18 protein-coding genes are annotated in these 25,593 nt (G+C 46.4%); 13 read left to right on the top strand and 5 right to left on the bottom strand.

What is annotated here, in order from left to right; translation table 11 throughout:
• Nucleotides 1–31 precede the first annotated feature (31 nt).
• From AC1DM9_RS24885 to AC1DM9_RS24870, 4 genes are read left to right on the top strand one after another with little or no spacing between them, the layout of a single operon-like run.
• Nucleotides 32–988 carry an ABC transporter permease gene (locus tag AC1DM9_RS24885; RefSeq protein WP_441878841.1) on the top strand — a complete coding sequence of 319 codons (957 nt, stop codon included), beginning with the start codon at nt 32–34 and terminating at the stop codon, nt 986–988.
• Between the two features lie 16 nt (nt 989–1,004).
• Complete coding sequence (locus AC1DM9_RS24880) at nt 1,005–1,901, top strand: carbohydrate ABC transporter permease (protein WP_441878839.1); 897 nt, start codon at nt 1,005–1,007, stop codon at nt 1,899–1,901.
• A 38-nt stretch (nt 1,902–1,939) separates the two neighbouring features.
• A complete protein-coding gene (locus AC1DM9_RS24875) occupies nt 1,940–3,961 on the top strand; it encodes an alpha-L-arabinofuranosidase C-terminal domain-containing protein (protein WP_477582750.1) in 2,022 nt (673 codons plus the stop codon).
• A 10-nt stretch (nt 3,962–3,971) separates the two neighbouring features.
• Nucleotides 3,972–5,738 carry a glycoside hydrolase family 2 protein gene (locus tag AC1DM9_RS24870; RefSeq protein WP_441878835.1) on the top strand — a complete coding sequence of 589 codons (1,767 nt, stop codon included), beginning with the start codon at nt 3,972–3,974 and terminating at the stop codon, nt 5,736–5,738.
• A gap of 147 nt (nt 5,739–5,885) precedes the next feature.
• Here the strand turns inward: AC1DM9_RS24870 and AC1DM9_RS24865 are convergent, their stop codons facing one another.
• Together AC1DM9_RS24865 and AC1DM9_RS24860 are read right to left on the bottom strand one after the other, a co-directional pair.
• A complete protein-coding gene (locus tag AC1DM9_RS24865) occupies nt 5,886–6,731 on the bottom strand; it encodes an AraC family transcriptional regulator (RefSeq protein ID WP_441878833.1) in 846 nt (281 codons plus the stop codon).
• A gap of 177 nt (nt 6,732–6,908) precedes the next feature.
• Entirely contained in the window at nt 6,909–8,444 is a 1,536-nt protein-coding gene (locus AC1DM9_RS24860) for a sulfatase family protein (RefSeq protein ID WP_441878831.1), read from the bottom strand.
• A 258-nt stretch (nt 8,445–8,702) separates the two neighbouring features.
• On the opposite strand from AC1DM9_RS24860, the gene AC1DM9_RS24855 reads away from it, so the two are divergent.
• The 3 genes from AC1DM9_RS24855 to AC1DM9_RS24845 are packed head-to-tail and all read left to right on the top strand — an operon-like array spanning nt 8,703 to nt 10,877.
• Nucleotides 8,703–9,320 carry a chromate transporter gene (locus tag AC1DM9_RS24855; protein ID WP_441878829.1) on the top strand — a complete coding sequence of 206 codons (618 nt, stop codon included), beginning with the start codon at nt 8,703–8,705 and terminating at the stop codon, nt 9,318–9,320.
• Between the two features lie 24 nt (nt 9,321–9,344).
• Entirely contained in the window at nt 9,345–9,875 is a 531-nt protein-coding gene (locus AC1DM9_RS24850; protein ID WP_477549056.1) for a chromate transporter, read from the top strand.
• 27 nt (nt 9,876–9,902) lie between these two features.
• Nucleotides 9,903–10,877: a formylglycine-generating enzyme family protein gene (locus tag AC1DM9_RS24845; RefSeq protein ID WP_441878825.1), complete on the top strand. Its 975-nt coding sequence runs from the start codon at nt 9,903–9,905 to the stop codon at nt 10,875–10,877.
• 132 nt (nt 10,878–11,009) lie between these two features.
• Here the strand turns inward: AC1DM9_RS24845 and AC1DM9_RS24840 are convergent, their stop codons facing one another.
• The gene (locus tag AC1DM9_RS24840; RefSeq protein WP_477582746.1) at nt 11,010–12,746 is read right to left on the bottom strand and encodes an ABC transporter ATP-binding protein; all 1,737 of its coding nucleotides are present in this window, start codon (nt 12,744–12,746) and stop codon (nt 11,010–11,012) included.
• 217 nt (nt 12,747–12,963) lie between these two features.
• Here AC1DM9_RS24840 and AC1DM9_RS24835 point away from each other — a divergent pair, with 217 nt between their 5' ends.
• The 4 genes from AC1DM9_RS24835 to AC1DM9_RS24820 all read left to right on the top strand — a co-directional run bounded on the left by AC1DM9_RS24835 (nt 12,964) and on the right by AC1DM9_RS24820 (nt 18,541).
• Nucleotides 12,964–14,406 carry an ABC transporter permease gene (locus tag AC1DM9_RS24835; protein WP_441878821.1) on the top strand — a complete coding sequence of 481 codons (1,443 nt, stop codon included), beginning with the start codon at nt 12,964–12,966 and terminating at the stop codon, nt 14,404–14,406.
• Between the two features lie 14 nt (nt 14,407–14,420).
• Complete coding sequence (locus AC1DM9_RS24830) at nt 14,421–15,929, top strand: ABC transporter permease (RefSeq protein ID WP_441878819.1); 1,509 nt, start codon at nt 14,421–14,423, stop codon at nt 15,927–15,929.
• 222 nt (nt 15,930–16,151) lie between these two features.
• Nucleotides 16,152–17,984, top strand: a complete 1,833-nt coding sequence (locus tag AC1DM9_RS24825) for an ABC transporter substrate-binding protein (protein WP_076268688.1) — start codon at nt 16,152–16,154, stop codon at nt 17,982–17,984.
• Between the two features lie 101 nt (nt 17,985–18,085).
• Nucleotides 18,086–18,541, top strand: coding sequence for a hypothetical protein (locus AC1DM9_RS24820; RefSeq protein WP_441878817.1), 456 nt, complete (start codon nt 18,086–18,088; stop codon nt 18,539–18,541).
• Nucleotides 18,542–18,716: 175 nt separating this feature from the next.
• Here AC1DM9_RS24820 and AC1DM9_RS24815 read toward each other — a convergent pair whose 3' ends face one another.
• Entirely contained in the window at nt 18,717–19,922 is a 1,206-nt protein-coding gene (locus tag AC1DM9_RS24815; protein WP_441878815.1) for an S-layer homology domain-containing protein, read from the bottom strand.
• 410 nt (nt 19,923–20,332) lie between these two features.
• Here AC1DM9_RS24815 and AC1DM9_RS24810 point away from each other — a divergent pair, with 410 nt between their 5' ends.
• Nucleotides 20,333–20,659 (top strand): ArsR/SmtB family transcription factor, encoded by a 327-nt coding sequence (locus AC1DM9_RS24810; RefSeq protein ID WP_477582742.1) that lies wholly within the window; start codon nt 20,333–20,335, stop codon nt 20,657–20,659.
• A 60-nt stretch (nt 20,660–20,719) separates the two neighbouring features.
• Entirely contained in the window at nt 20,720–21,253 is a 534-nt protein-coding gene (locus AC1DM9_RS24805) for an SRPBCC domain-containing protein (RefSeq protein ID WP_339206609.1), read from the top strand.
• Between the two features lie 178 nt (nt 21,254–21,431).
• On the opposite strand, the gene AC1DM9_RS24800 is transcribed toward AC1DM9_RS24805, so the two are convergent.
• Entirely contained in the window at nt 21,432–24,899 is a 3,468-nt protein-coding gene (locus AC1DM9_RS24800; RefSeq protein WP_477582740.1) for a galactose-binding domain-containing protein, read from the bottom strand.
• Nucleotides 24,900–25,593: the final 694 nt, after the last annotated feature.

Below are 25,593 nucleotides of genomic sequence, written 5' to 3'. Positions count from 1 at the left end.
CCGAGACCGTATGAATAAGGAGTGAATGCTCATGAAGAGCGCGCAAGAAGGTGCAGCCGCTCTGTCCCATATCCAGCCGAGGCGCGGATCCAGCCTGATCAGGAATATAGCCAAACGGTATGATCTGTATCTTATGCTGCTTCTGCCGATAGCCTGGTACTTAATCTTTAACTACGGTCCACTGTACGGCCTGCAAATCGCATTCAAAAATTTCAATCCGGCAAAGGGCATTTTCGGAAGCCCTTGGGAAGGCTTTGGGCATTTCGAACGGTTTTTCGACTCGTATTATTTCTGGAGGCTGTTATGGAACACGGTGTCCATCAACTTGTTCTCTCTGCTCATCGCATTCCCGGTTCCGATTATGCTCGCTCTAATTGTTAACGAAATCCGAAGCAAAACCTTTAGCAAATGGCTGCAAAATATTACGTATATCCCTCATTTCATTTCGGTTGTCGTTATCGTAGGCATATTGAACGTATTCCTATCACCGACAGGACCGATCAATATGATGATCGAGGCATTCGGCGGCACTTCAGTCCGATTCATGGAGGCAGCCGGCTGGTTCAAGACGATCTTCATCAGCTCAAACATATGGCAAAACATGGGGTGGCAATCGATTATCTACATTGCGGCGCTCAGCGGAGTGAATCCGCAGCTATACGAAGCGGCCAAGATGGACGGGGCATCGAGGCTGAGGCGCATATGGCATGTCTCGCTTCCAGGCATAGCTCCGGTCATCGTGATCCTGCTCATTCTGGATATCGGCCATTTCATGAACGTAGGCTTTGAGAAAATTTTGCTCATGCAAAACAACTTGAATTTGGAATCAAGCGACGTCATCTCCACGTTTGTCTATACGACAGGCATATTGAAGGGAGAATACAGCTACACGGCGGCTATCGGACTGTTCAACTCGGTCATCAATCTCATCCTGCTGCTGATGGTCAACCGGTTCGCACGCAAGACGTCAGAGACGAGCTTATGGTAAAGGAGAGAACCCAGTCATGTCGAAGCAACAAGCCATAAGAAAACCGTCGGATGAACGGGCGTTCGACTTCGTTATATACGTGATCGCCGCAATCATCATTATTATTGTGCTGTATCCGCTGCTCTTTATTGTCAGCGCTTCGTTCAGCGATCCGTCCAAGGTACTGAATGGAGAAGTATGGCTGCTTCCGAAGGGCGTGACCTTGGAAGCGTACAAGAGCATTTTGCACAACGATAAAATTTGGACAGGGTACCGCAATACGATCGTTTATACCGTGGTCGGCACGCTCATCAATATCATCATGACGATACTGGCGGCGTATCCATTGTCCAGGCCAGATCTTCCCGGGCGCGGCAAAATTATGGTCTTGATCACGCTCACTATGTTTTTCGGCGGCGGATTGATTCCAACCTATATGCTGGTTAAGGAACTGGGGATGGTGAATACCATGTGGGCGCTGATCGTTCCGGGGGCGATCGCCACGTACAATTTAATCGTTATGCGGACTTACTTTCAATCAAGCATTCCATGGGAGCTGCAGGAGGCAGCTCACATGGACGGCTGCTCCAACTGGCGATTGCTGTTTAGCATTATATTGCCTCTATCCAAACCGATATTGGCTGTTATGGTTCTATTCTATGCGGTGGGTCATTGGAATTCGTACTTCGCCGCGCTGATCTATATCCGCGACGAGGCGCTGCATCCGCTCCAGCTTGTGCTGCGTGAAATTCTCATGATCAGCCAATCCGCAGGCATCGAGGGCGGAAGTGTCGGGCTGGAGGATCAAATTCTGCTTGCCGAGAGCATTAAGTTCGCGGTCATTATCGTCTCTACTTTGCCGGTATTGATCATGTATCCATTCGTGCAGCGGCATTTCGTCAAGGGCGTTATGATCGGATCGCTTAAAGGTTAACATCGTAACCATTATGACAAATCAGTTGGAGGTTTATTTTGAAAACTAACGCAAAGATTACGATTGATTGCAGCCATGCGAGCGAGCATGCGGTTAACCCTTACCTGTTCGGTCATTTCGTTGAAGATATTCGGGATCATATGGAAGCGATGCTTGCGTTTCCGCTTAAGGATATGGACTTCGAGAGCGAGGCCGTGTCGAAGAAAGAGATTTCCGGTAGCTGGTACGCCTATACGAATGGGCGGAACACCAAGTACGCGTTGGAGGCGCCTGCACCGAAGCATTCGGGGCGCGCCCAGCGCATTCGCCTTCTGAGCGATGATGAGGCCTATGCGGGAATCGCGCAAAAGACAGCGCTCAAGGGGCCAGCCGATTACGCGGTCAAGCTTGTGGCCCGTGCCTCCGTCGAGTTGAAGACTATTATCATTGCAGCTGTCGATCGGCGCTCGGAAGAGCTCCTTGGACAAGTCCGGATCGAGCTCGACAGTCACAATTGGCGTGAGTACGAAGCGCAGCTGTCTATTGCTCGCGAATGCGTCGACGCCGAACTCAGGGTATACATTCCGGATGACCACCAGAGATGGTGCGATCACGTGTCCACCGGTATGCTTTGGATTGACCATGTATCTGTATTGCCGATAGATTGCATCGCCATGGTGAAGCGTGAAGTCATCGACATGACGCGTGATTTGAACGCGGGGATGATGAGGCTTGCCGGCAACTACATCAGTGCCTACCATTGGGAGCACGGTATAGGTCCTGTTCTCGAAAGACCAGTCATGTACAACGAAGCATGGGGTGGCTGGACCAGTAAATATTTTGGCACGGACGAATTTATTCGGTTTTGCCGGGAACTTCAAGTGGAGCCGCTCATCTGCGTAAATGACGGATCGGGTACGCCCGAGGAAGCCGCTCAGTGGATTGAATACTGTAATGGCGGCGTCGATACGCCAATGGGTGCGAGGCGTGCGGCGAACGGAAACCCCGAGCCTTACAATGTCCGCTATTGGGAGATTGGCAACGAGGTATGGGGACAGTGGCAGGTAGGTACGTGTTCTGCAGATCAGTTTGCAAGGCGTACGGTTTCCTTCGCCGAAGCTATGAAGGCGACAGATCCCTCCATCGTCCTGCTGGCTTGCGGACACTTCGAGCAGGAGTGGAACAAGACCGTCCTTGATCTAGCTGGTGAACATTTTGATTATCTTACCTTACATTTGTACCACGGCTATGGACCATTCGGCATGAACCAGAATACGCCGTCGGAGGATCGATATAAAGCGATTGCTGCTTATCCCGAGTTTACCCGTCACCACATCACAAAGACGACAGAGCATATTCTTGCGAATGCGAAGCATAGCCATGTGAAGCTGGCGATTACTGAATACAACACGATGTATTATCCGAACACGATTCGGAAAGGGCTGCCGAATGAGCATACCTTAGGTGCGGCAGTAGCCAATGCTGCTAACCTGAACGAAATGATACGCTGCAGCGATATGGTTCATATCGGCAGCTTCTCCGATCTGGTAAACGGCTGGCTCGGCGGATGTATTCGCGTTGGCGATTATTATGCCGATCAATATTGCGGCAAGGAGCCCGGTTGGAGCGGCTTACCCCTTACCGTATTCGGAACGCCAACGTATGAAGTGATGAAGCTGTACGCAAATTGTGATGTTCGGCATCTTGTTCACGCCACAGCCGACTGCGGAAATTTTGCTGTTCCGTCACTCAGGGAGACTCCTATCTCTCTGGAGGCGCTGCCTGATCTCGATGTTGTGGCAGGCACGAACAGCGGTCGCACCTCCATCACCGTGTTTATCGTAAACCGCAGCTTAAATGAGGTGAAAGCGACGCTTGACCTGCAAAACTTCGAGGCTTCGGAAGAAACGATTTTATATGAAATTACGGGAGATTCCTACGACGATATCAATTCCGTGTTTGAGCCGGAACGCATTATAAGTAAGAAAAAAGTCGTCCCTGCCGAAGAATGGAAGCTAGGCTATCCGCTGCGCCCTACATCTGTTTATGTACTGGAAGTTTTGGCGAAGCACAAGAATTAGGAGGTACGGCATGACAACAAAGGCATATATCAAAGACTACCCCAGACCACAATTTGTACGCGACAATTGGCTAAGCTTAAATGGCGAATGGAACTTCCGCTTCGATGACCGCGGTTTGGGAGAGAAAGAAAAGTGGTACGAGAAATTCGAAGAGACCCACAAAATAAACGTGCCCTTCACGTACGAAACCAAAGCGAGCGGGATTGGAGTCGAAGAATTCCATCCGCAAGTATGGTACAACAAAGCTGTTCACATCCCGATGGAAGCTGAAGGGAAACGGGTTATCCTTCATTTCCAAGCAGTGGATTACGAAGCTAAGGTGTGGGTGAATGGAACGTTAGCAGGACAGCATATAGGAGGCTACGCGGCTTTCTCGTTCGACATTACTGATTATCTCGCATTCGGAGCTGATAATCTAATTACGGTGAAGGTGGTAGACAGCAATAGCTGCTATCAGCCTCGAGGCAAACAGCGCTGGACCAAAGACAATTTCGAATGCTTCTATGTCCAGACGACCGGGATATGGCAGACGGTATGGATGGAATACGTGGAGGAACAGAGACTTGACGCCGTCAAAATCACGCCGGATTTCGACCGTTCCATCGTCCGTTTCGATTTTGAGGTGCATGGGGTGGAGGAAGCGGGAGCCGGTGATTTAAGGCTGGAAGCTATCGTTACCTTCAAAGGCAAGCTTGTGAAACGGGTTAGTCTAGCGATCGATCGCCCTTGCCTAACCGTTGAGGTTGATCTGCTGCATGAGGCAAACGGGCCTTGGAAAAGAAGCTTCTGGTCTCCGCAGCATCCGAACTTATACGACGTGGAATTTGTGCTGTATGCGAAGGATCAGGCTGTAGACAAGGTGTTCTCCTATTTTGGCATGCGAAAAGTTTCTATTAAGAACGGCAAGGTGCTGCTAAACAATGTTCCCATCTACCAGAGAATGATTCTGGATCAGGGCTATTGGACAGAAAGCCATCTGACTCCACCAAGCGAGGAAGCCTTAATTGAAGATATCGATCACATTCTAGCAATGGGCTACAACGGCGTGCGCAAGCATATGAAGATCGAGGATGCCCGCTTTCTCTATTGGTGCGATGTGAAAGGTTTGCTTGTGTGGTCGGAGATGGCGGCTACCTTCGAGTTTCATGACCGCGCGGTCGATGCGTTTACAAAGGAATGGCTGGAGATTGTGAGGCAGCAATATAACCATCCAAGTATTATTACTTGGGTGCCATTTAATGAATCGTGGGGCATCCCCGCTATTCTGCGTGATAAACGGCAGCAGAAGTTTACCGAGGGCATCTATCATTTGACTAAATCCATTGATCCTTATCGTCCAGTCATCACGAACGACGGCTGGGAGCATACGGTATCCGACATTTTAACGCTGCATGACTATGTAGCTACAGGTGATGGTTTCCTGAAGCGTTATGCGGACAAGGATGCGATTTTGGCCAATGAAACGACTTGCAATCAATGGAAGTATGCGTTAGCCGAAGGATACGAATATCAAGGTCAGCCGATTATCATCAGCGAATTCGGAGGTATCGCGTTCCAGTCGGACAAAGGCTGGGGCTATGGCGATCAAGTGGCGTCGGAGGAGGAATTCATTAAGCGTTTCCGCGGCATTACCCAAGCTATTAAGGACGTTAAGTATATTAGTGGTTACTGCTATACGCAGCTTGCCGACGTTCAGCAGGAGATTAACGGGCTTCTGACTGAGGATCGAAAGCCGAAAATACCTTTGGATACAATTAAAGCTATTAATTTAGCCTGAATGAACTTATAAAGCTCAGTCATTATCAAATATTTCTTTCATTAATATATAAATCAATGAATATTTGATGCAGTCAGTTAGATTGTCGAGAAACCCGAGTCTTATGGAGGACATCGGGTTTCTCTTTTTAGGCTGTAAGTTAGGTTATTATGATTTCCGGTAAGAGCTTGGCGAGTGTCCATGGTATCTTTTAAAAGCATGTGTAAAGGAGTACACGTCTGAATACCCGAGGGATAGGGCGATATGAGAAATCGGCAGTGCCGTCGTTTGCACTATTTTCATAGCTTCCGTCATGATTAGATTCGTCAGGTACCGATGCGGCCGGGTGCCGACTTTCTGGTGAAAGACATTCGAAAAATGCGAACGATGGATCCCGACATGTTCAGCAATGTCTGCAACGGTTATCCCTTCCTTATAATACAAATGAATGTAGTCGATGCTTGTTGCTACCCAGTCATCGGTGGGTGAGGCTGCTTTCATCGGTTTGGATAATTGAATGATCTGATTCAATAAAGAGTAGAACCCTTGCGTTAACGAGAAGTCATCCTGTCTCACGAGATGCTTCCATTCGGAGGCGAATCGAAAAAAGGATCGCTCAAGATCCTGGTTGAAAAAATTTTTAATATAGGGGTGTTTGAGCGTAAGCCCAAGGCGGCGGGTGACCAGCGGCATTTGTTTACCTTCGGCAGCAACCCAAAACATCTTTAGAGCGGGTTCTTCACAGGAAGTAATGTAATATTCATGAATGCTGTTAGGGAATAGAACAAAAAGATCGCCTCGCGTAAGTGTTGTCTCTTCCTGATTCATGCACAGTGTAACCTGGCCTGCAAGAACGAAATGCAAGCTATAGTAAGCAATAAAGCGCGGTCCTATATGATAATTTGGCTTTGCCTCGTTATAGCCAATACGGATGGGTATAACTCCGTTATGCTTCTCCAAGGCATTGGGGGTGTGGTACAAATGTTCCGCATATTCATGGGTGAACTCTATCATGCAGACGACCTCTTCCGAAGTTAAAGTTGATGAAAGTCACTATCATTTTAACATCGCCCGACATAGGTGAATAGTAACCGTCATTCATGAGAAGGGCCTCAAGTCTGCCTGCGGCCTAGTACGATGATGCAAATAGTACCTGCTTGGTTACAGACTTGAGGCTTCGTGATGGACAGGCTAAGCGTGACAAATTCTAGGCATCGGCATAGGTTCTTTACCAAGCTCAGCCCATACATATTTCAGCAGGAGCTCTGTTTTTAAGCTGGAGTAATTAGGGTTATCCCACAAGTTGTGAAGTTCGTTAGGATCCTCTTGCAGGTCAAAAATTTCACCGTATATCTGGTTATAATAAACCGTGATTTTATATCGTTCATTTACGAACGTTTTCTGATGGATGGTAGTTGCCTCGTGCCGGAATTCACAAATGGCATGGTCTCTTGCTTGATCAGACCTGCTAAGCCACACTTCCTTCTGGTCTACTCCTGTCATTGCATGAGGGATAGGCAGATTTGAGAACGAAAGGAAGGTAGGAGCTAGATCAACAAGTGATTGAAATGCAGTAGAGGTTTTGCCAGCCGCAACGTGCCCTGGGTACCTCACGATGAACGGCAGCTTTATCAAATCCTCATAATGGAAGCCGCCCTTAGCTTGCAAGCCGTGCTGTCCAAAGAAATGGCCATGGTCGCTTGTGAATACGACTAGCGTATTATCAGCTAATCCGAGTTGGTCTAATTTATCAAGAATAGTGCCAATATATTTATCCATCATGCTGACCATGCCATAATACACAGCGACCAGCTTTTTCTTGTCTTTTTCCGTCAGCCTGAATTTGCTGCCGTACTCATAGTAATGATGGGAGCGATAACCGTGAATGTCGAATTCGCTCTCTCGCAAGAACGAGAAGTCTGGCGCCTCTTCTTGAGTCATTCGAAAATGCGGCGGATTATTATCGTGTTCACCTGGTACCATGGCAGGAATGGTTAGCTTATCGGGATCATACATTCTGTCCCATGGCTCAGGAACCAAGTATTCAGGGTGCGGGTCAAAAAAGCTGGACCACAAGAAAAAGCTGTCATCATTTTGTTTATATTGTTCCAATAACAGATTCGTTCGTTCGGCGATCCAGGTATTATAGTGGTACTTCTCAGGAATTGGCCAGGTGTAAGTCTGGTTAGGATCCATGGTGCCTGTCGGCGGCAAAAAATAATCTCGCCAATTGGTGCATCCTTTATCCTCCAGCCATGCTGCATAGTGCTGCCCAACATGCGCTTCATTGGTATGGTTTCGTGCTAGCTCAACATGAGAGAAGCCGTAAAAAGAGTCCTTGTTCGTTCTCCAGTAATCCAAATCCTGCAGTATGGGATACGATTCGAGTGATGGATATTGTTCTGTTGAACGCAAAGGTTGAAAATGTGCCTTACCAACCAGCGCAGTTTTATAACCAGCCTGTTGGAAGTCCTCGCCAATCGTATGTCGATCTTCGAGCAGCTTCGTGCCAAGCGTCCAAGCTCCGTGTTGGCTTGGATACATGCCGGTAATAATGGATGCACGGCTAGGTGTACAAGTAGGATTGGGACAATAAGCTCGGCTGAAGGTTGTACCTTCACGAACTAGCCGGTCCAGATTGGGAGTATGGACTTCATTGTTAAATGCGCCTATCGTATTCCAATGCTGCTGGTCGCTCGTAATCAATAGAATATTTGTCTTTTTCATAGATTCATCTCCTTTCTGCTTTTCATTATAGACAATAATGGTAATGAGAAGGATGCTCTAATGTGTCCTTACTATTTGTTATTTTGTGAGGTGGATCGAAAGGATTGTTTTTATCATATTGGGATTAAGGTGTAAGATTAAAGCGTGAGAGATGCTTTGAAATCACTCCCTCATTTCGGATTTAGCTATGCTTATTTCAGATTGGAATAAACAAAGCTGCGAATAGAAGGTTAATTATTAGGAAGGTAGTGTTGCGAAGTGAATCGTTCTGAATCGAGTTCTCCTCGATTAACATCCCTATTTTGGAGCTTTCTAAAACTTGCGCCTATTTCTTTTGGCGGTGGATACGCCACTTTTCCTGCGTTGGAACGGGAGATTGTTGCGAGCAGGAAATGGATGAATGAAGAGGAATTACAAGAAACGCTTTCGCTTGCGGCAGCGGCCCCAGGAGGCGTGGCAATCAATGCTTCTTTATTGATCGGGTATCGTCTAGACGGGGTGAAGGGGGCGGTCGCAGCAGCAATGGGTGCCATCTTACCGACCTGTCTCATCGTTATCGGCCTTTTTCTACTCTATAACAAGTTCAGTGACAGCTTGAAGGTAATTGGAGCGTTAAGAGGAATCGGCTGGGGGATTGTTGCAATGATCCTCTATACCGTTTTTAGGCTGGGGAGGATATCAATTAAGGATACACTTTCGTTAGCAATTGCGATTATAAGCCTTGTACTTCTTTTTTTGGAGACACATCCGATTTGGCTTATAACCGGAGGTGCTGCTGCCAGTGTCGTTGCAACACATGGCGGTCGGAGTGCAAAAAGCTCGCAGACACGCCAATTCAAGGATAGTGCCGACAATTCATATATGTATTTTATTTAAGTCATTCATCTGGGAGCTGAAGTCATGGCGCAGTTATTTTGGTTTTTTCTGCAAATGGGATTCGTGTCGTTTGGCGGAGGGTATGCTTTGATCCCATTAATTGAGAGGGAGACGGAACGCCAAGCCTGGATGAGCAGCGATATGCTTGTAGACGTTATCGCAGTTGCAGGAATGTCTCCTGGTCCCATCGCCGTTAATTTGGGTTTGCTTGTCGGCTATCAAGCCTACGGGGTGATTGGCGCCATTGCTGGTGTGCTAGGCTTACTGCTGCCTTCCATGCTGATGACTGCAGGAATGATTTACTTCATTACCCGTGACCATAAAAATTATCTCAAGCGCTGCATGTATGGCGTGCAGCCTGTTGTTACAGCTCTTATACTTTTTGCCGCTTATCAACTCTGTGTGGTCCATTTATCTGCTAGCTTGTCTATCAACGAGCTCCTACCGGCCTTCCTTATTGTAGCTGCATGCTTATACATGTTATTTCGTTTACGATTGCATCCATTTACGATTCTCTTATTCTCGGGGATTAGCGGGGCAGCATTCTATGCTTAATAGGCTGGGAGAGGGGCAAATAATGATATGATACCAGGAAAATCTTGTTGTACGGCAGGCAGAGAACAGGTAGCAGCCGCCAAAATAAAACGAATAGACGATCCATTGCTTCCCACAAGATCCACTCACGCACGAGGAATCAGTCAGTTGGTAAGAATTGATGGGGGCACTTTCAGGATGGGGACGAGTGAAGCGGGCGGGGTCGCGTCGGATGGAGAGGGACCGGCTCGTGATGTGCATGTCGATTCCTTCCTTATCTCTCCGTATGCCGTAACAAACGGTGAATTTCGCTCCTTTGTTGAAGAGAGCGGCTACGTTACAGAAGCCGAACGGTTCGGTTGGTCATTTGTGTTCCATTTGCTGGCCTCCGAGCTGACACGAGAGCGGGTCAGACAGGTCCCGCAGCAAGCGCCATGGTGGCTTGCTGTGGATGGTGCCTTTTGGGCGAAGCCGGAGGGGCCGGATTCAACTATTGACGAGAGGCTTGACCACCCGGTTGTTCATATCACTTGGCACGATGCGATGGCATATTGCGCCTGGGCTGGGACTCGTTTGCCGACGGAATCCGAATGGGAATACGCCGCTAGAGGCGGGCTCACAGGCAGAACCTACCCTTGGGGGGATTTGCTGAAACCAGAAGGAAAGCACATGTGCAACATTTGGCAAGGCAAATTCCCCGTGAAGAACAATGCCAGCGACGGTTATGTAAGCACCGCGCCCGTTGATGCTTATGAGCCTAATGGGTATGGATTGTTCAATTTGTCCGGTAATGTATGGGAGTGGTGCTCTGACTGGTTCAGCCCCGAATACCACCAAGTGACATCCGAGAGAAACCCGAGGTTCATGGAACCGACCGGAATACGTGCCATGCGCGGCGGCTCTTATCTATGCCACCGTTCCTACTGCAACCGTTACCGCGTCGCAGCTAGAAGCGGAAACACACCGGACAGCTCTACCGGCAACTGTGGTTTCCGTGTGGCGGCGGACATTATGGACGGATAAACAAGGGTAAACGATAGGGATGTATATCCGTCGTTAGGTTGCACTTGAAGGAAGTCCAACGTATCAATAGTCCAAATAAAAAGAACCGAAACCCGCTCATCTAACGGGTTTCGGTTCTTTAATATTGCCAGCTTAGCTGGTTGCAACGGCCACCCAGTGGCCTTTTTTCACTTCAACGAATTCGGAGTGTTCTAGCTCGTAGGGATCAGCTTTGGCAGCTTCCTCATGCACTACCAGCTTCTTCTGCGATTCAACCTTGGGATCGGGTACTGGGATTGCCGCCAAAAGTGACTTCGTATAAGCATGGATCGGATTCGCGTAAAGCTCCTCGCTTTCAGCAAGCTCAACGATCTTCCCTTTATACATGACCGCGACGCGGTCGCTAATATGCTTCACCATCGATAAATCATGGGCGATGAACAGGTAGGTCAGACCAAGCCTTTGCTGAAGCTCCTCGAGCAGCTTCACAATCTGTGCTTGAATGGAAACGTCAAGTGCGGACAATGGCTCGTCGCAGACGATAAATTCAGGCTCTACAGCGAGCGTCCGCGCAATGCCGATCCGCTGCCGTTGGCCGCCGGAAAACTCATGCGGGTAGCGCATAGCATGAGAAGGATCTAGCCCAACCATCTCAAGCAGCTCCTCGACACGTTTCTGACGATCCCGTTTGGAGGTCGTTATTTCGTGTACGTCAAGCGCTTCGCCAATAATATCAATGATGCGAAGCCTTGGATTTAGTGACGCGTACGGGTCCTGGAAGATCATGCCCATATGACGTCTCATCGTCTTCATCTCCGAGCGATTTAATTGCTGAAGCGGTATTCCTTTGAAGAGCACTTCGCCGCCCGTCGCCTCATTTAAGCGAAGAATTGTGCGGCCGGTCGTTGACTTTCCGCTGCCCGATTCACCGACAACTCCGAGAGTTTCACCTGCCTGTATATCGAAGCTGATATCATTAACGGCCTTAACAATCTGCCCTTTGCCCATATCAAAATATTGCTTCAATGAACGGACCTGCAGCAAAGGCACGCCTTCTTCCCGCTGAATAATCGCAGGGATGGGCTTCGGTTTTTTCTTCTCGTCTAAACGAGGCAATGCATGGAGAAGCTTAACAGTGTAAGGATGCTGCGGATTGGCAAAGATTTGCTCCGTTGTTCCTGTCTCGACGATTTCTCCGTCCTTCATGACGACGACGCGATCACACATGCCGGCTACGACACCTAGGTCATGCGTAATTAAAATAATGGAGGTTCCCAGCTGCTTCTGTATATCCTTCATCTGGTTAAGGATCTGTGCCTGTATGGTAACGTCAAGCGAGGTTGTCGGCTCATCTGCGATTAGCAGCGAAGGACGGCATGCCAGCGCAATGGCGATCATGACCCGCTGACGCATCCCGCCAGAGAATTCATGAGGGTACTGATGATAGCGGGCTTCGCTGTTCGGAATGCCTACGAGCTTCAGCATCTCGATCGCTTCAGTACGGGCTTGCTTCTTGTCCAGCTTTTGATGCTTGATCAAGCTTTCTTCAATTTGGTTGCCGATCCGCATGGTCGGATTGAGCGATGACATGGGATCTTGGAAGATCATCCCAATATCTCTTCCGCGTATGGCTTCCATTTCTTTATCGGTTTTAAAGGCTAAATTTTGACCTTGAAAAAGCACCTCACCGTTCTTCACCATGGAAGGGGGAGAGGGCAGCAGCCTCATAATTGTACGCGCGGTAACGCTCTTTCCGCTGCCGGATTCGCCTACAATGCCGAGCGTTTCGCCTTTACGGACCTCAAAGCTGACGTGACGTACCGCTTCTATTTCTTTGTTACGGGCGAAAAAAGAAACCGATAAATCGTTAACTTGTAATAATGTATCCATATATGCACCTGCAATTCTGTGGTTTTCCAATTGAGATTAGGGTAATTTAAAGAGAGATTCTTATTTATACCTGATATTCCTTATATCATGTATAATGAAAAAAAGTAAGTAACAAAGTTATAAGTTATTGACATATTCCAGTCCATAAAATAAAATCTACTATATTGATCGGAATAATGCAATTTAAAATTACTAGATGGAAAGGAAGCGGACTAGCTTGAAAGGGCACGCAACTGCTACGGGTAATGGCTTTGTTGATCATATCGCCGCCATCTACCGCAAAATGTTATTACATCCAGCCTACAGTCTGCTTATATTGCTGTTAGGAGCTCCTGTATCTGCCATCGTGTATGGCGTTCATCAATATCGTAAAACGAAGTACGGCTACAAAGCAATCGCCGAGGAGACAAGGAGCAAGCTGCTTGCAACTGGGCGCCGGGATAAGCTGCTTATCGAGGCTAAGGAACAGCTTGTCCGCAAGCATCGTTTCTTCGGGCAAACCGTCAGCGCAGAGCAAACCGAGCTGGAAGCGAACCGGTTGGCTGAGATCAAATTTAATGAATCGTTCAACCATGAGCTGGACAAACGGCTTGCCAGCGAGAACGGGCTGAAGTTTTCATTTGGCGATACGTATCATGCGTTAGCCTTAAATCCGGCTTTCTTCATCTTATCACTCATTATCGGTTTTCCAATGTATGTGTTGATGGCCATTTACTCGATGCCTTACTTGAAATACGTTGCGGAACGAATCGTGATGTCAGTATTCGTTATTTTGGGCGTCGCTTTTCTTGTTTTTACAATCCTGTATATATCGCCGATGAATCCAGCGGCTAACTTATTAGGAGAGACAGCGACTGCCGAGCAGATCGCAGCCTTCAACCATCTGTACGGATTGGATCAACCTTATCTTGTCCAGTTATGGGACACAATTAGAGGTATATTTACATTCGATCTCGGCAAGTCATTTGCAGGCAACGAGAATGTTACGGCAGCTATCGCGAATAAATTTCCGGTGACGCTCACGTTAACGGTTATCTCGACGCTGATCGCAGTATTGATTGCTTTGCCAATCGGCATTATTTCGGCTACGAGACCGAATTCCTTTTTTGATTATACCTTTATGTTCATTGCTTTGCTCGGATTGTCGATTCCGAACTTCTGGCAGGCGCTTATTTTTATTTTGAATTTCTCAATTAAGCTTCCATGGCTGCCTGCAACGTATAACCCTGAGAACTGGCTGTCTGCGATTATGCCGATTGTCGTTTTAGGAACAGGGCTAACGGCTGCCGTAGCCCGAATGACCCGCTCATCGACGCTTGAAGTTATTCATGAGGATTACATTACGACCGCAAGGGCCAAAGGGCTTGCCCGCAAAAGTGTTATTTGGAAGCATGCCGTTGGCAACGCGCTTATCCCCATTATTACTGTCATTGGCTTGCAGTTCGGCGGTATGCTCGGGGGAGCGGCGGTTACAGAGAAGGTATTCAATATTAGCGGTATCGGCAGTTATATCGTTGATAAGCAGTTCATTCCCGACATTCCTAGCGTGATGGGCGGGGTCGTCTATACAGCCATTACCATCTCGATCGTGAATGTTATCGTCGATTTGATGTATGCGTTTTTTGATCCTAGAATCCGCTCGAAAATGAAACAATACTAAAGCAGGTGCTACTCTTGACGAATCCTACTATCAGCAAGCAAGAAGTCAAGTTCAGGCTGAAATCGAGCCAAGAATACAGTCAGGCAAGCTTCGCTGGCATCGTATCCCTGGCGCTTGGTCTTGTTCTTCTGCTAAACAGTTATGTTCCCGGTGACGGGTCATTTAAGCCTGCAGTACTCATTGCAAGCATTGCATATTTTGCCTTCGCTCTGCTCGAGCTGGCGGTATGGGCGCTCATTCGAAGCGATCTTATCCGTTTTGGCGCAATCAGACGTTCCACAAGGATGCTTGGTTATGTACTGCTGTTAAGCCTTCTAACCGCGAATGTATTCGTGGCAACCACGGCGTTCCAGCTCATCAAGCAGAAAAAAAGCGCGGCGTATACGTTAGCTGTTTATTCGCTCCTTACGACTCTGCTCGTATTCGCAGTATCAGCCCTTAACTTGTTTAAGCCTTATGTGGCTAACGGGTTTATGATCGGTATGTTTCTATTGATCGTTGCCGCGCTCCTGCAGCTCGCAGCATTGCTGCTGGTCGCTAAATATGCAGATCAAGCAGCGATGCCGCGCTGGATGGGAATCGTTGCTGGGATCCTTATTTTAACTTCGGTATCCGGCAACTTGTTCGCATTATTTCTTGGGTTATTGCTGATTGCGAAGCTGCGGGACAAGGGGTATTCATCCGGCTCTAAGCTTGGAGAAGTTGTGGAGCGTCTGTCGAGAAGCTCTACTTCCATGCTGGGACTGCTCTTTATCCTGTTCCTGCTCACGCTGGCCATAACCAGTTACCTGACCTTTGATTACGGCCTTGCGGTTGAGAACAACTACAGCTTAATTCTTCAATCGCCTGAGCTGGCTTACCCGCTAGGAACGGATAACTTCGGAAGAGACCTGTTCTCGCGTATCGTCTTCGGCGCACGAATCTCTTTGGCAGTTGGCTTGTTGTCAACGCTCATCCCCGTCTTGATTGGGGGCGTTCTAGGTGCAGTCTCTGGCTATTATGGGCGGCATACGGACAATATTATTATGAGGATATTAGATATCCTCTATGCGATTCCTGGCATTCTGCTTGCCATTGCGATTATTGCGGCATTTGGCGCAAGCACGGTCAATCTAATTTTGGCATTAAGTGTAGGTGCGATTCCAACTTATGCTCGGACAATGAGAGCCAATGTCATGCTCGTATCTACGCTGGAATATGTACAGGCTGCTAGAGCTTTCGGCTCCAGTGACCGAACTATTTTGTTCAAGCATATCGTACCTAACTCCATCGCGCCGATGATTGTAAAATCTACGCTGACGATTGGTACTGCGGTCATCTCGACCAGCAGCTTGAGTTATTTGGGGCTTGGCGTCGAACCGCATATTCCGGAGTGGGGAAATATATTAAAGCTCGGAAGCGCCTATCTGGAAACGCATGCCTATACGGCTGTTTATCCGGGACTTGCGATTATCGCGCTTGTACTCTCATTCAACTTTCTTGGCGACGGCTTGCGCGATGCGCTGGATCCGAAGCTGGATTAAAGATTTCATCCCTTTTTTAAAATATAGGAAAGTATAAGCTTCACATTTATACTCCGCCTATATTTTGCGAGAAACTTCTTGTCCTTAAACAAGGACGACGAAGTCGTTTCTTCTTAACCTCATTCATATTCCATCGACTTCTACGTTACGAGACAGGAATGGGCGATAACTGAATGTGAGTTAACATACAAGATAAAGATAAAACAGGAGGAGACTACTATCATGAAGAACAAAGGCAAATTCGCCGCACTGTTGCTAATCAGTCTTTCGATTATGCTCAGCGGATGCAAATTAACAACAAAGAACGACGTGAAGGAATCACCAGCACCAACGCAAGGAACAGAGGCAGTCGTTGACAGTAACCCAGTAGATATAGAATTGCTTGGCATGAGCTCAAACGAGGCAGACCTTAACATTGTTCGCGATCAGCTTACCAAAAACGGCTTTAAAGTGAAATTGAATCTACAAGCTGATTACGGCAGTTTCAAATCACAGCAGGACGCTGGCAACTATGACATCGCATTGTCCAGCTGGACTACCGTTACAGGTAACCCCGACTATGCAGTACGCTCGCTCTTCAAAACAGGCGGAGACTACAGCATCCTTGCTGATCCAGAAATCGATAAATTGATTGATGCGGCTGGTGCTCAAACGCCAGAAGAGTACACAGAAACGTACAAGCAATTCGAGCAGCAGCTTGTCTTTGACAAGGCTTATATCGCGCCGCTATACAACTCATTGAAAGCACAGGCCTTGAATCAAGACGTACTGAACAAGGATTCCGTACGCATCTCGAAGTCACGTTCCCTACCTTGGGAAGATGTTGATTTTAAAGACACTTCAAAGCGTGCAAAAGATGCGCTAGTGCTTCAATCGACTATGCCGACGCTGACGTCGCTTGATCCAATCAAAGGCAACGACGGCTCCATCAACATCATTAATACGAATATGTATGTGCGTCTAGTGAATCTAACAGATGATGATAAAATCACTTCCGAAGGTTCCCTATCGTTGAATCATGCGATTGCTGATGGCAATTCCGATTACTACTTTATCCTAAGAGACGATATCAATTTTGCTCAAATCAAAAACAAGCTCGCAGTAGATACTGGCGAACGCGTTGGTGCTGACGATGTAATCTTCTCGTTGAACCGTGCGAAAGACAAAAACTCTGTACCTGACCACCGTACGTTTACTCTTCACGAGCATATCAATAACGTGGAGCTTGTAACGGATGCTGCAGCACTAGATGCTGTTAAGGTTTCCGGTGGCAGCGACACAGTAAAAGCAGCTCTTGAAAAAGGTCTTGGTTCAAAAATTTCCGCTCTTGTATCTGATAAGAAGCAAGCGAACAACAAAGAGGGTAAATACCAAGTCGTTAAGCTTACGACGACTGAGCCTTTCCCACAAGTACTGAACTACTTGGCTCACCAATCGGCAGGTATCGTGTCCAAGAAACAAGTAGAGAGCATCAACACGTACGATGTAGCTAAATTCGATGTGAACAAAGATATTCCTTACGGCGACCAAAATACGGTAACAGAAGGCAGCGCGTATAACAACACGTTGTTTACAAGCGGTCCTTACATCCTGTCCTCCAAAAATGATTATGAAGCGATTTTCTACAAAAACCCTGCGTATATGAAGGGTACAGAAAATGAGCCGAATATCGCTAATATTAAAATCCGCTTTATCAAAGATGCAGACAGCAGCTTGTCCGCGCTTCGCAGTGGTGAGATTCATATCTACTACGGCGTATCCGAGACGAAATTTGACGTTGTGAAGGGCGACAGCAAGCTGGCGCTTCAAACTGTACAAAGCAACGCTGTTTCTTACTTGCTGTTCAATACAAAAAATCGTCCAGTTGCAGAAAGCGCAGACCTGCGGAAAGCAGTTCTATACTCCATCAACCAGGATGAGATCTTGGCATTCTACAATGGCAACAAGTTCAAAGCCGTTTCCACGCTTAGCCCGCTTGTGAATACAGGCATGGAGCTGAAAGCTGATCCGGCGAAAGCGAAAGAATTCCTAAACGCCTACAAAGCAAGCAAGTAACTTTTAATATTGGCAAGAGACTGCCTCCGGTTATCCATGATGACCGGGGCAGTCTCTTTCACATAGGACTGCTCAATGCGAGCATAAAGGAGAGATTACGAATGGCTGACACACTAAAGCCCGAAACGAAGCTTTCACAATGGGATGCCTTGATGCTGGAATCACTGAAGGCTTACGGCTGGCCAAATGATGAACTGATTAGCAAAGTGCAGGCTGGCAATTTGCCGACAGATGAAAGCAAGTTCCATTTCGAATACACCGCTTTAACCGCTTTGGCGAATGAGGAGCAAGATACTTTCGTACAAGCTGTAACGAACGGCTATCAAATCAAGTACAACACGATTCGCGGCATTCATAGCTGGATACTTGTCGCACTGAAGCAAGAAGCAGAGCTTATTCTGGAGCCGGAGAACGAAGCGGTCATCGCCCGCTTGTCAGAAGCTGAAGCACAGCATCTCGCTTCCGTCCTTTCATTCGGCTGGGGCGTATCCCCTCATGATGGGGAGCAAGATTCAGAGGATAGAGCCGCGTATAAGGTGGCACCTGTTAGAGCATAAGGGATAGCTGGGATTGAAAAAGGAATAATTTATGATTTATGGTTTGGTGAACTAAATTGTGACCTATAAGAAGGATGCTTTTTTTAAAAGTGCTTTTCATGTAGGGTTCTGGAACGAATGTTATACCTATACAAGAAACCCAGTACCGCATCGGTACTGGGTTTCTTGTATAACATTAAACATCTTCCCATCCAAAATAAGAATAGGGGAACCAAGAAGTCGAGACATAGACAACAGCATGGCTCTCCTTATCGAATATGAACGATATTGAATACACATTATCAGGGTTGTTAAGCTTATCATGAATGGAAATGTCACGGAAATTTCCGTCGTTGGTCTTCTCGTAGAAATAGGTAGCTGTTTGGTCTGCATTAAAACCAAAAGTTCCATATAGGCGAAGGACATCGAACATGGTGCTTTCTCCAAGGACAATCCCCTTATATGTACGTAATGACGGATTTGTATTGGCAGGTTCAATAGTGTCTTCATCTATTTTCCAAGAATCAATCAGCCCATCTTTGTTGTAGTGTGCTGAGAATAAAGGGTAAATGTTATTATTAAAGACATCCTTTTCATCCGAAACCTCGTATAGATCCTCTATCGTTTCTTTTGAATCTCCTATCTTCACCTCAGTAAAAGGACTATTTCCAAATAAATTGAAGTCATTTCCCGTGACAGGTTCAGCGCTGAAATCTGGAATACGCTGGACGGCTGCAGATGGTAAAGACGGTAGAAGTGTGCGATCCGATGGAGCGGTTGGCCTTGTTAATAGATCCATTACTCCTTTAAAGGTGAGCTGCCTAATCCACTGAATGGCTTCTGCTCGTGTAAAAGAGTCCTGTCCATTGAATTGCTCTGGCGTTATAGCATCACTGTTAGCCATACCGTTTCCAATGAGGTAAACAACGGCGTCTTCGCCTTCATAATGAACCCCTTGCACGGCACAAATGATTTCTGAAGCTCGTGACTTTGTGAGTGGCTCCATTCTCAGCTTATGGTTCGAAGCGCCGGATGTAGGATGATTAAAGTTCTCTGCCAGGCGATAGGGACCATCTGTCCAATCATTATTACCCTCAGGGGAACTTGCGGATGGCAAAGCCATACCCAAGGCTCTATAAAGAGCTTTTAAAAACTCTGCTTCACTTATTGGCTCGTCAGGCTTTAAGCTGCTGTCAGGGTATCCATTTATAATATTTTGTGCCATAGCCCATTGAAACAGACGCTCAGCCCAGTGTCCTTTCATTCCATAGGGCTTGATAATGAGATAATCGTATTTTCCGTCATCTTTTTGATCCTGAGCATGCAAATTTGCTGTTGTTGTTACCCAAAATAATGAAGATACAATGATCAGACATGTGACTAGACGCTTAACCTTAAACATAAAATTCATCCTTCCGAATCCAATTAAATACCGTTTTTTATATTGTTAAAAACTTCCTAATGTTATATCGGAAAGTATAGTATTTTAACTGATAGCTGCGAGTGAAAACAGCGAATTGATTTATTCTTCTTTAAACAGAATTAGATGAGGCGATGTAGGATGAATAAGAACATCGATGATATCGATGGTTCTTAAATCCGCTGCTCGGTTGATTTCATGGAACATAAGCAAGCTTTAAAAATATTTTGAATATTCCTTTACAGGAATATTCCCGTTGTGGTATATTTAATTCAACAAAAGGAAATACAAGGAGGGAGGGCTTAAAGGATTCGATAAAGCAATGTTTGCTTTAAATGTTTGCTTTAGAAGAAGGATGAATTAATTAAATCAAGTGAATGGATGTTTTTCTTATGAATGCTAACGTTATGAGTGCCTTGGCTGAGCCTAACCGCCTGCAGATTGTTGACCTATTGCGAGCGAGTCCTCTAACGGTTGGGGAGATTGCTGAAAGGCTTGGCCTACGCCAGCCCCAAGCTTCCAAGCATTTGCGCGTCCTTAGCGAGGCCGGTATTGTTGAGGTGCAGGCGATTGCTAACCGTCGTATTTACAAGCTGCGTCCTGATCCGTTTAAGGAATTAGACGCTTGGCTTGAATCATACCGACGTATGTGGGAGGAACGCTACGATCGGCTAGACGATTATTTACTGGAGCTGCACAACAAGGAAACAGATAAATAAGATTAGCAATAAGACATAAACGGATTAATGATATAAACAAATTTGAGGAGGATGTTTATTATGACTAACCCTAACCTAACTAATCAATTGGTTTCGAAAGTAGAAGGCAGCACACTTATATTGGAGCGTGTGTTTCAAGCACCGCGCGAGCTTGTATTTAAAGCTTTTTCGGAGGCAGAGCATTTAAAACATTGGTGGGGACCAAAAGGCTGGACTATACCTGTATGCAACGTCGACTTCCGTCCAGGTGGAACTTGGCATTATTGCATGAAGTGTGAAGATAAGAACCAAGGCGATTTCTACGGTATGGAATCGTGGGGTAAAGCATTCTATCAGGAGATTACAGCACCGGAGCAGATCGTCTATAGAGATTGTTTCTCGGATGCGGAAGGCAATGTTGCGGAAAATATGCCGCAAATGATGGTTACACTCGATTTTATTGAGCAAGATGGCAAGACGAAGCTAGTTAACACCGCGAAATATGCATCGCCAGAAGCTTTGCAAACGGTAATCGATATGGGAATGATTCCAGGTATAACGCAAACGTTTGAAAACTTGGATGTTCATCTGGAAAAGCTGCAACAAAGCAATTAAGGAATAAAGGCGTGTACTTTCACAAGAAGAATTAATAAGAATAGAAAAGAGACCGTATGATACGTCGCCTTAACTTGGGATTTTAAACTGATACTATTACCTATAAATTGTTTCGAGCTAGAAAAAAACAGCGTACTCAGTTACCCGAGTACGCTGTTTTCTTCTGCATTGCGCTAGATTACCAGTTGTTTCCGGATACTCTTGTCACTGTAAAGTTCGGGCTGCCGCTTTCACCATAAATGGCTGCGACACCTGGATTATTCACTTTCACATTCGTAAAGCTTGCTCCGCCGACAGCTGGCCCTTGGCCTTGTTCTCCTCTGACCACGAGCTTGATGCCGTAGCGGGAAGGGTTGTTGATGTTAACGTTCTCTACGCGAACGTTTTGCATAGCAAGATTCTCTGGCGATTTTGTCTGGAACATTAGACCAAAGTACACGGGATTATTAATGTCCACATTTTTTACGAGAATGTTTTTGAAGGTTCTGTCTCCTCCGAAGAACCAGATAGCGCCAAAGTTTTGATATTCATTGATTTTGTCATCAGCGCCGACGCTGGTCCAAAAATCTCCACCCGTACGGTCTAATGTTACGCCATCAATTATAGTATCCTTATCGCCAAATCCTAATGTGTTGTAACCAAAGCTTAAGCTGCTGATGGTAATGCCTGGATAAGTCAACGTGTCTGCACCATAGAGGTTTTGATATAGGTTATCCGAGCCGCCGTATACGGCAAAAGCTGCTGCACGTCTTACACAGGTTGCCGTAAGATTCGTGTATTTGTTGCCTACATTGTAGGAACCGCCTGCATCAACTGCGCTGAATAAGGCGAAGGCATCGTCACCGGCGCCTCTTGAGTAGTTGTTGTCAATCACGTTATAGGATGAGCCGTTGGTCATATTAATTCCATCCGCGAATGTGTTTTTGATACGATTGTCTTTGAACGTGTTGTTGGAGGAATTCACGCCCCAATACAAGCAGATGAAGTGCTCAACCCAGACGTTCTGAACCGTTACATTCTGCATGCCGTTGCCATCGATGAATTTACCAGGACCGTCAGTTCTGTATACATAGTTGCCCCATGCAGACAGGTCTTTAATCGTTGAACCGTTAGCGGTAGAACCAATATTAAAACCTACATCCGTATTGGATTGGTTCTGTGGCGCAACCAATTTGGTATGCCATGGTCCAGCACCAATGATTTCGGTTGCACGTCCATAAAGGAATATTTTACTGTTGATCACCCATTCGCCTGCAGGGATGTAAATCCCCTTTTTCGTGGAATCCTGTCTAAATTCATTAAGCGCCTGCTCTATGGATTTGGAAGAGGAAACCGAAATATATTTAGTCGTGTCGGGGTTAGCTGCTGGAGGAGCGACATTTTCGGTTTCAATCATGTCAACATAGATTGCTGAAACGTCACCAGCATCCTTTTGAATTTTGATCTTCGTTCCTGCTGGATACACTTGGTCAAGCAGCAACTGGGAATCTTCATACAGCCAGTAAGCAGTTAATCCTGCCCCAGGCGCATTGTCGTAACCCAGGCGGCCAAGCGTACTTGGTGTTGCATAGACATAAGAGAACTTGGAGGTTACCGTGAATTTGCCTTTACTCACACCGTTAGCATAAATACTAATCGTTCCGGTCGTATTTTCTGCAACTGCGTTGCGAAGGACAAAAGCGTTGGCCGAAGAAGTCAGCGTAAACTCTACATATTCGCCTGTTGCATCAAGATGCACGGCGGAGCGTCCAGAAGCTTCACCCGCATAATCGCCTGGCTTGAAGTTCGGAGCTAATTTTGTTCCGTTCGTTGTATTGGAAGAGGACTCTGCTTCAATAATGGTAAACGGCATATTAGCGCCGCGGCCGGAATAAAGGCTTGTTGTATTTGAGTTGTTTGCTTGCTTAATGAGTACTTCGTTTGTGTCAGCTGCAACAGTGGAAGTTACTGTGTAGCTGCCATTGACAGCGGTCCAAGTCCCCAGGCTGACATTGACGGATTGGTCTACAGCTAATGAGCCATTATAGGAACTATTTAAGGTTTGAATGGTTGCACCAGCAGCATTTTTAAGAACTAGTGTTATGGCATGAGCACCACCGGCGGAAGCAATGTTTCCTTGGTTTTTAAGATTTACGGTAAAGGTTACTGTATTGCCTGCACTTGGATTGCTTGGATTCCAAGAGGCGGTTGCGATTAGATCAGAGCTGGACACGGCAGCTACGGTTAATGCAGCCGGGCTGCTATAGCTGTTGTTAGTCTCGTTCTGCTCAATAATCGCATTGCTCTCGTCGACCTTGGCGCTAACGGCGTAGGTTCCAGCATTTTTTGCTCCGGCATTCAGCGATACGGTAGCTGAAGCGCCAGCCGTCAATGCGGCTACTGGAGCAGATCCTGCTAGCTCGTTGCCGAGATAAAAATTGACTGTAGTCGCAGGGGCGTTTGCAGTGCCGATATTTTTAACGGTTGCGTTAAGGGTAATCGCAATCGTCTCTACCGGAGCTGTAGGCGTCCAAGTTATTCCTGTAATCGTAAGATCCGGATTTGGAGCTGGAGCGCCATAGATTTCAAATTCGGCTACTTGGCCAGCAGGAGCGCCGGAGTTGTTCGTTATGTTCAATTGGACATGTTTGACCGTAGCGGTTACCGGAATCGTTACCGAGTTGCCGTTAGCGGGGTTAAACGTGTAAGATGCCGCGGAAACCAAGCTGCTGAATGAGGAAGAGTTCTGGGTGTTGCCTAACACTTGAATCGTTTGGGTTCGCGTACCCCATTCGCTAGACGGGTTTAGCTTCACAACAACCGATGTGATGTTGTGATTGGAACCGAGATCGACGGTTAATTGGCTAGGATTGCTGCCGCCTTCCCAGTATGTAGCCGTATTGCCGTCGTTGCCGTTCGTTGCTACGAATGTGTGGACGGTAGAACTGGAAGTGATTGATTTACCTAGAGCTAAGTTGCCGCCAGCAGGTGGCGTTGGTGTAATTGTAGGCGTCGGTGTAATTGTAGGTGTAGGTGTAATCGTCGGTGTAGGAGTTGGCGTTTGTGTAGGCACAGGTGTAGGGGTTGGAGTAGCTGTTGGTATAGGAGTAGGAGTAGGAGTAGGTGTTGGCGTTACTGTGGAACCGTAAATTTCGAATTCAGAAATTTGTCCAGCTTGCCAACCCGTGTTAGCCGTAAAGTTTAAGCGAACATAACGGGTGCTGGTGGCTGTAAAGTTGATTGTCACGGTGTTGCTGCTCACTGCTGGATTGAATGTGTAGGATGCAGAACCAACAATATTAGAGAACGTTGTGCCGTTTGTGCTGCCTTGTACAGCTAAGGTTTGTGAACGTGTTTCCCAGCCCGCAGGCAGCTTTAGTTTAACTTGATCGATGCTCGTATTCGCACCAAGATCGATTTGGAGCCATTGTGGAAATGCATTGTTTACACTCTCCCAATAGGTACCCTGATTGTTGTCATTAACGTTGCTCGCTACATACACATCGGCATAGCCGCTGGCTGATACAACTTTGCCCAGAGCAAGATTAGGGCCTCCGGCGGCTGAAGATACGGAGGGGTACAGCGTAAGCTGCGACAGCAATAAAACAAATGCCAAAGACATGATGACGAATGGATTTCTTTTTACCAATTCGTTCATTGATAACATAAAAAACCTCCTAGTCAAATGTTTTAACCTCGAATTAATGCGCTTTCAATTTTGCACATCATTACATTCTTTCTTAATCACCTCCTTAAATGTGTGAAGTCATCGCGATTCTAGACCGCAATGCAATAAAACCAATATTTATTTAATATTGGTTTACAAAATAGGCGGATAATGTTGCACGATCAAACGATATTGCAAACAAACTTATAGTACTAGCATAAATCAGTTACACAGCTTGCTGAATATGCATTCCTACGATTATCGTGTGTAATATTATTGTTTAGATAAACGGGGTCTATATATTAAAGGTTTTCAGTTGAAAATAAGCAACTACGCTTTATGAAAAAGCTTGCCAAGACACTGTCTAATGAATGTAACACTGCAAAGCAGGTTAGCTAAATGTGCACATCAGTCAGCAATAGCTGAATCTAAGAGCATAAATGCACTTATTTAACTAAATAATTTTCAATTTTGCTCAAATAGATGCATTTATACACCTATTCGAATCATTTTCATCTCGTTTGTTAAAAACAGGTGCATTTCTGCGCTTATTTACACTCTACTATTGGTTCACGCACACCACTAATCTCTATATCGATATCAAAAATGACATTGTAAACGAGCTTTATTTTGAGTATTTAATAGACTAAATAAAGGGTAATTCACCCGTAAAACTACCGACTTCCAATATAGC

The organism is Paenibacillus sp. 01T431, from assembly GCF_056398625.1.
Note: the sequence above shows the minus strand (reverse complement) of the source record. Positions and strands in the feature narration are given on the sequence as shown.

Excerpts from the sequence above, each read along its gene's own strand:
- AC1DM9_RS24880 (WP_441878839.1), top strand. The coding sequence starts at position 1,005 with ATGTCGAAGCAACAAGCCATAAGAAAACCGTCGGATGAACGGGCGTTC.
- AC1DM9_RS24815 (WP_441878815.1), bottom strand. The coding sequence starts at position 19,922 with ATGTTTAAGGTTAAGCGTCTAGTCACATGTCTGATCATTGTATCTTCA.
- AC1DM9_RS24800 (WP_477582740.1), bottom strand. The coding sequence starts at position 24,899 with ATGTTATCAATGAACGAATTGGTAAAAAGAAATCCATTCGTCATCATG.
- AC1DM9_RS24810 (WP_477582742.1), top strand. The coding sequence starts at position 20,333 with ATGAATGCTAACGTTATGAGTGCCTTGGCTGAGCCTAACCGCCTGCAG.
- AC1DM9_RS24845 (WP_441878825.1), top strand. The coding sequence starts at position 9,903 with ATGATACCAGGAAAATCTTGTTGTACGGCAGGCAGAGAACAGGTAGCA.
- AC1DM9_RS24840 (WP_477582746.1), bottom strand. The coding sequence starts at position 12,746 with ATGGATACATTATTACAAGTTAACGATTTATCGGTTTCTTTTTTCGCC.
- AC1DM9_RS24870 (WP_441878835.1), top strand. The coding sequence starts at position 3,972 with ATGACAACAAAGGCATATATCAAAGACTACCCCAGACCACAATTTGTA.
- AC1DM9_RS24805 (WP_339206609.1), top strand. The coding sequence starts at position 20,720 with ATGACTAACCCTAACCTAACTAATCAATTGGTTTCGAAAGTAGAAGGC.
- AC1DM9_RS24820 (WP_441878817.1), top strand. The coding sequence starts at position 18,086 with ATGGCTGACACACTAAAGCCCGAAACGAAGCTTTCACAATGGGATGCC.
- AC1DM9_RS24860 (WP_441878831.1), bottom strand. The coding sequence starts at position 8,444 with ATGAAAAAGACAAATATTCTATTGATTACGAGCGACCAGCAGCATTGG.
- AC1DM9_RS24825 (WP_076268688.1), top strand. The coding sequence starts at position 16,152 with ATGAAGAACAAAGGCAAATTCGCCGCACTGTTGCTAATCAGTCTTTCG.
- AC1DM9_RS24865 (WP_441878833.1), bottom strand. The coding sequence starts at position 6,731 with ATGATAGAGTTCACCCATGAATATGCGGAACATTTGTACCACACCCCC.
- AC1DM9_RS24850 (WP_477549056.1), top strand. The coding sequence starts at position 9,345 with ATGGCGCAGTTATTTTGGTTTTTTCTGCAAATGGGATTCGTGTCGTTT.
- AC1DM9_RS24885 (WP_441878841.1), top strand. The coding sequence starts at position 32 with ATGAAGAGCGCGCAAGAAGGTGCAGCCGCTCTGTCCCATATCCAGCCG.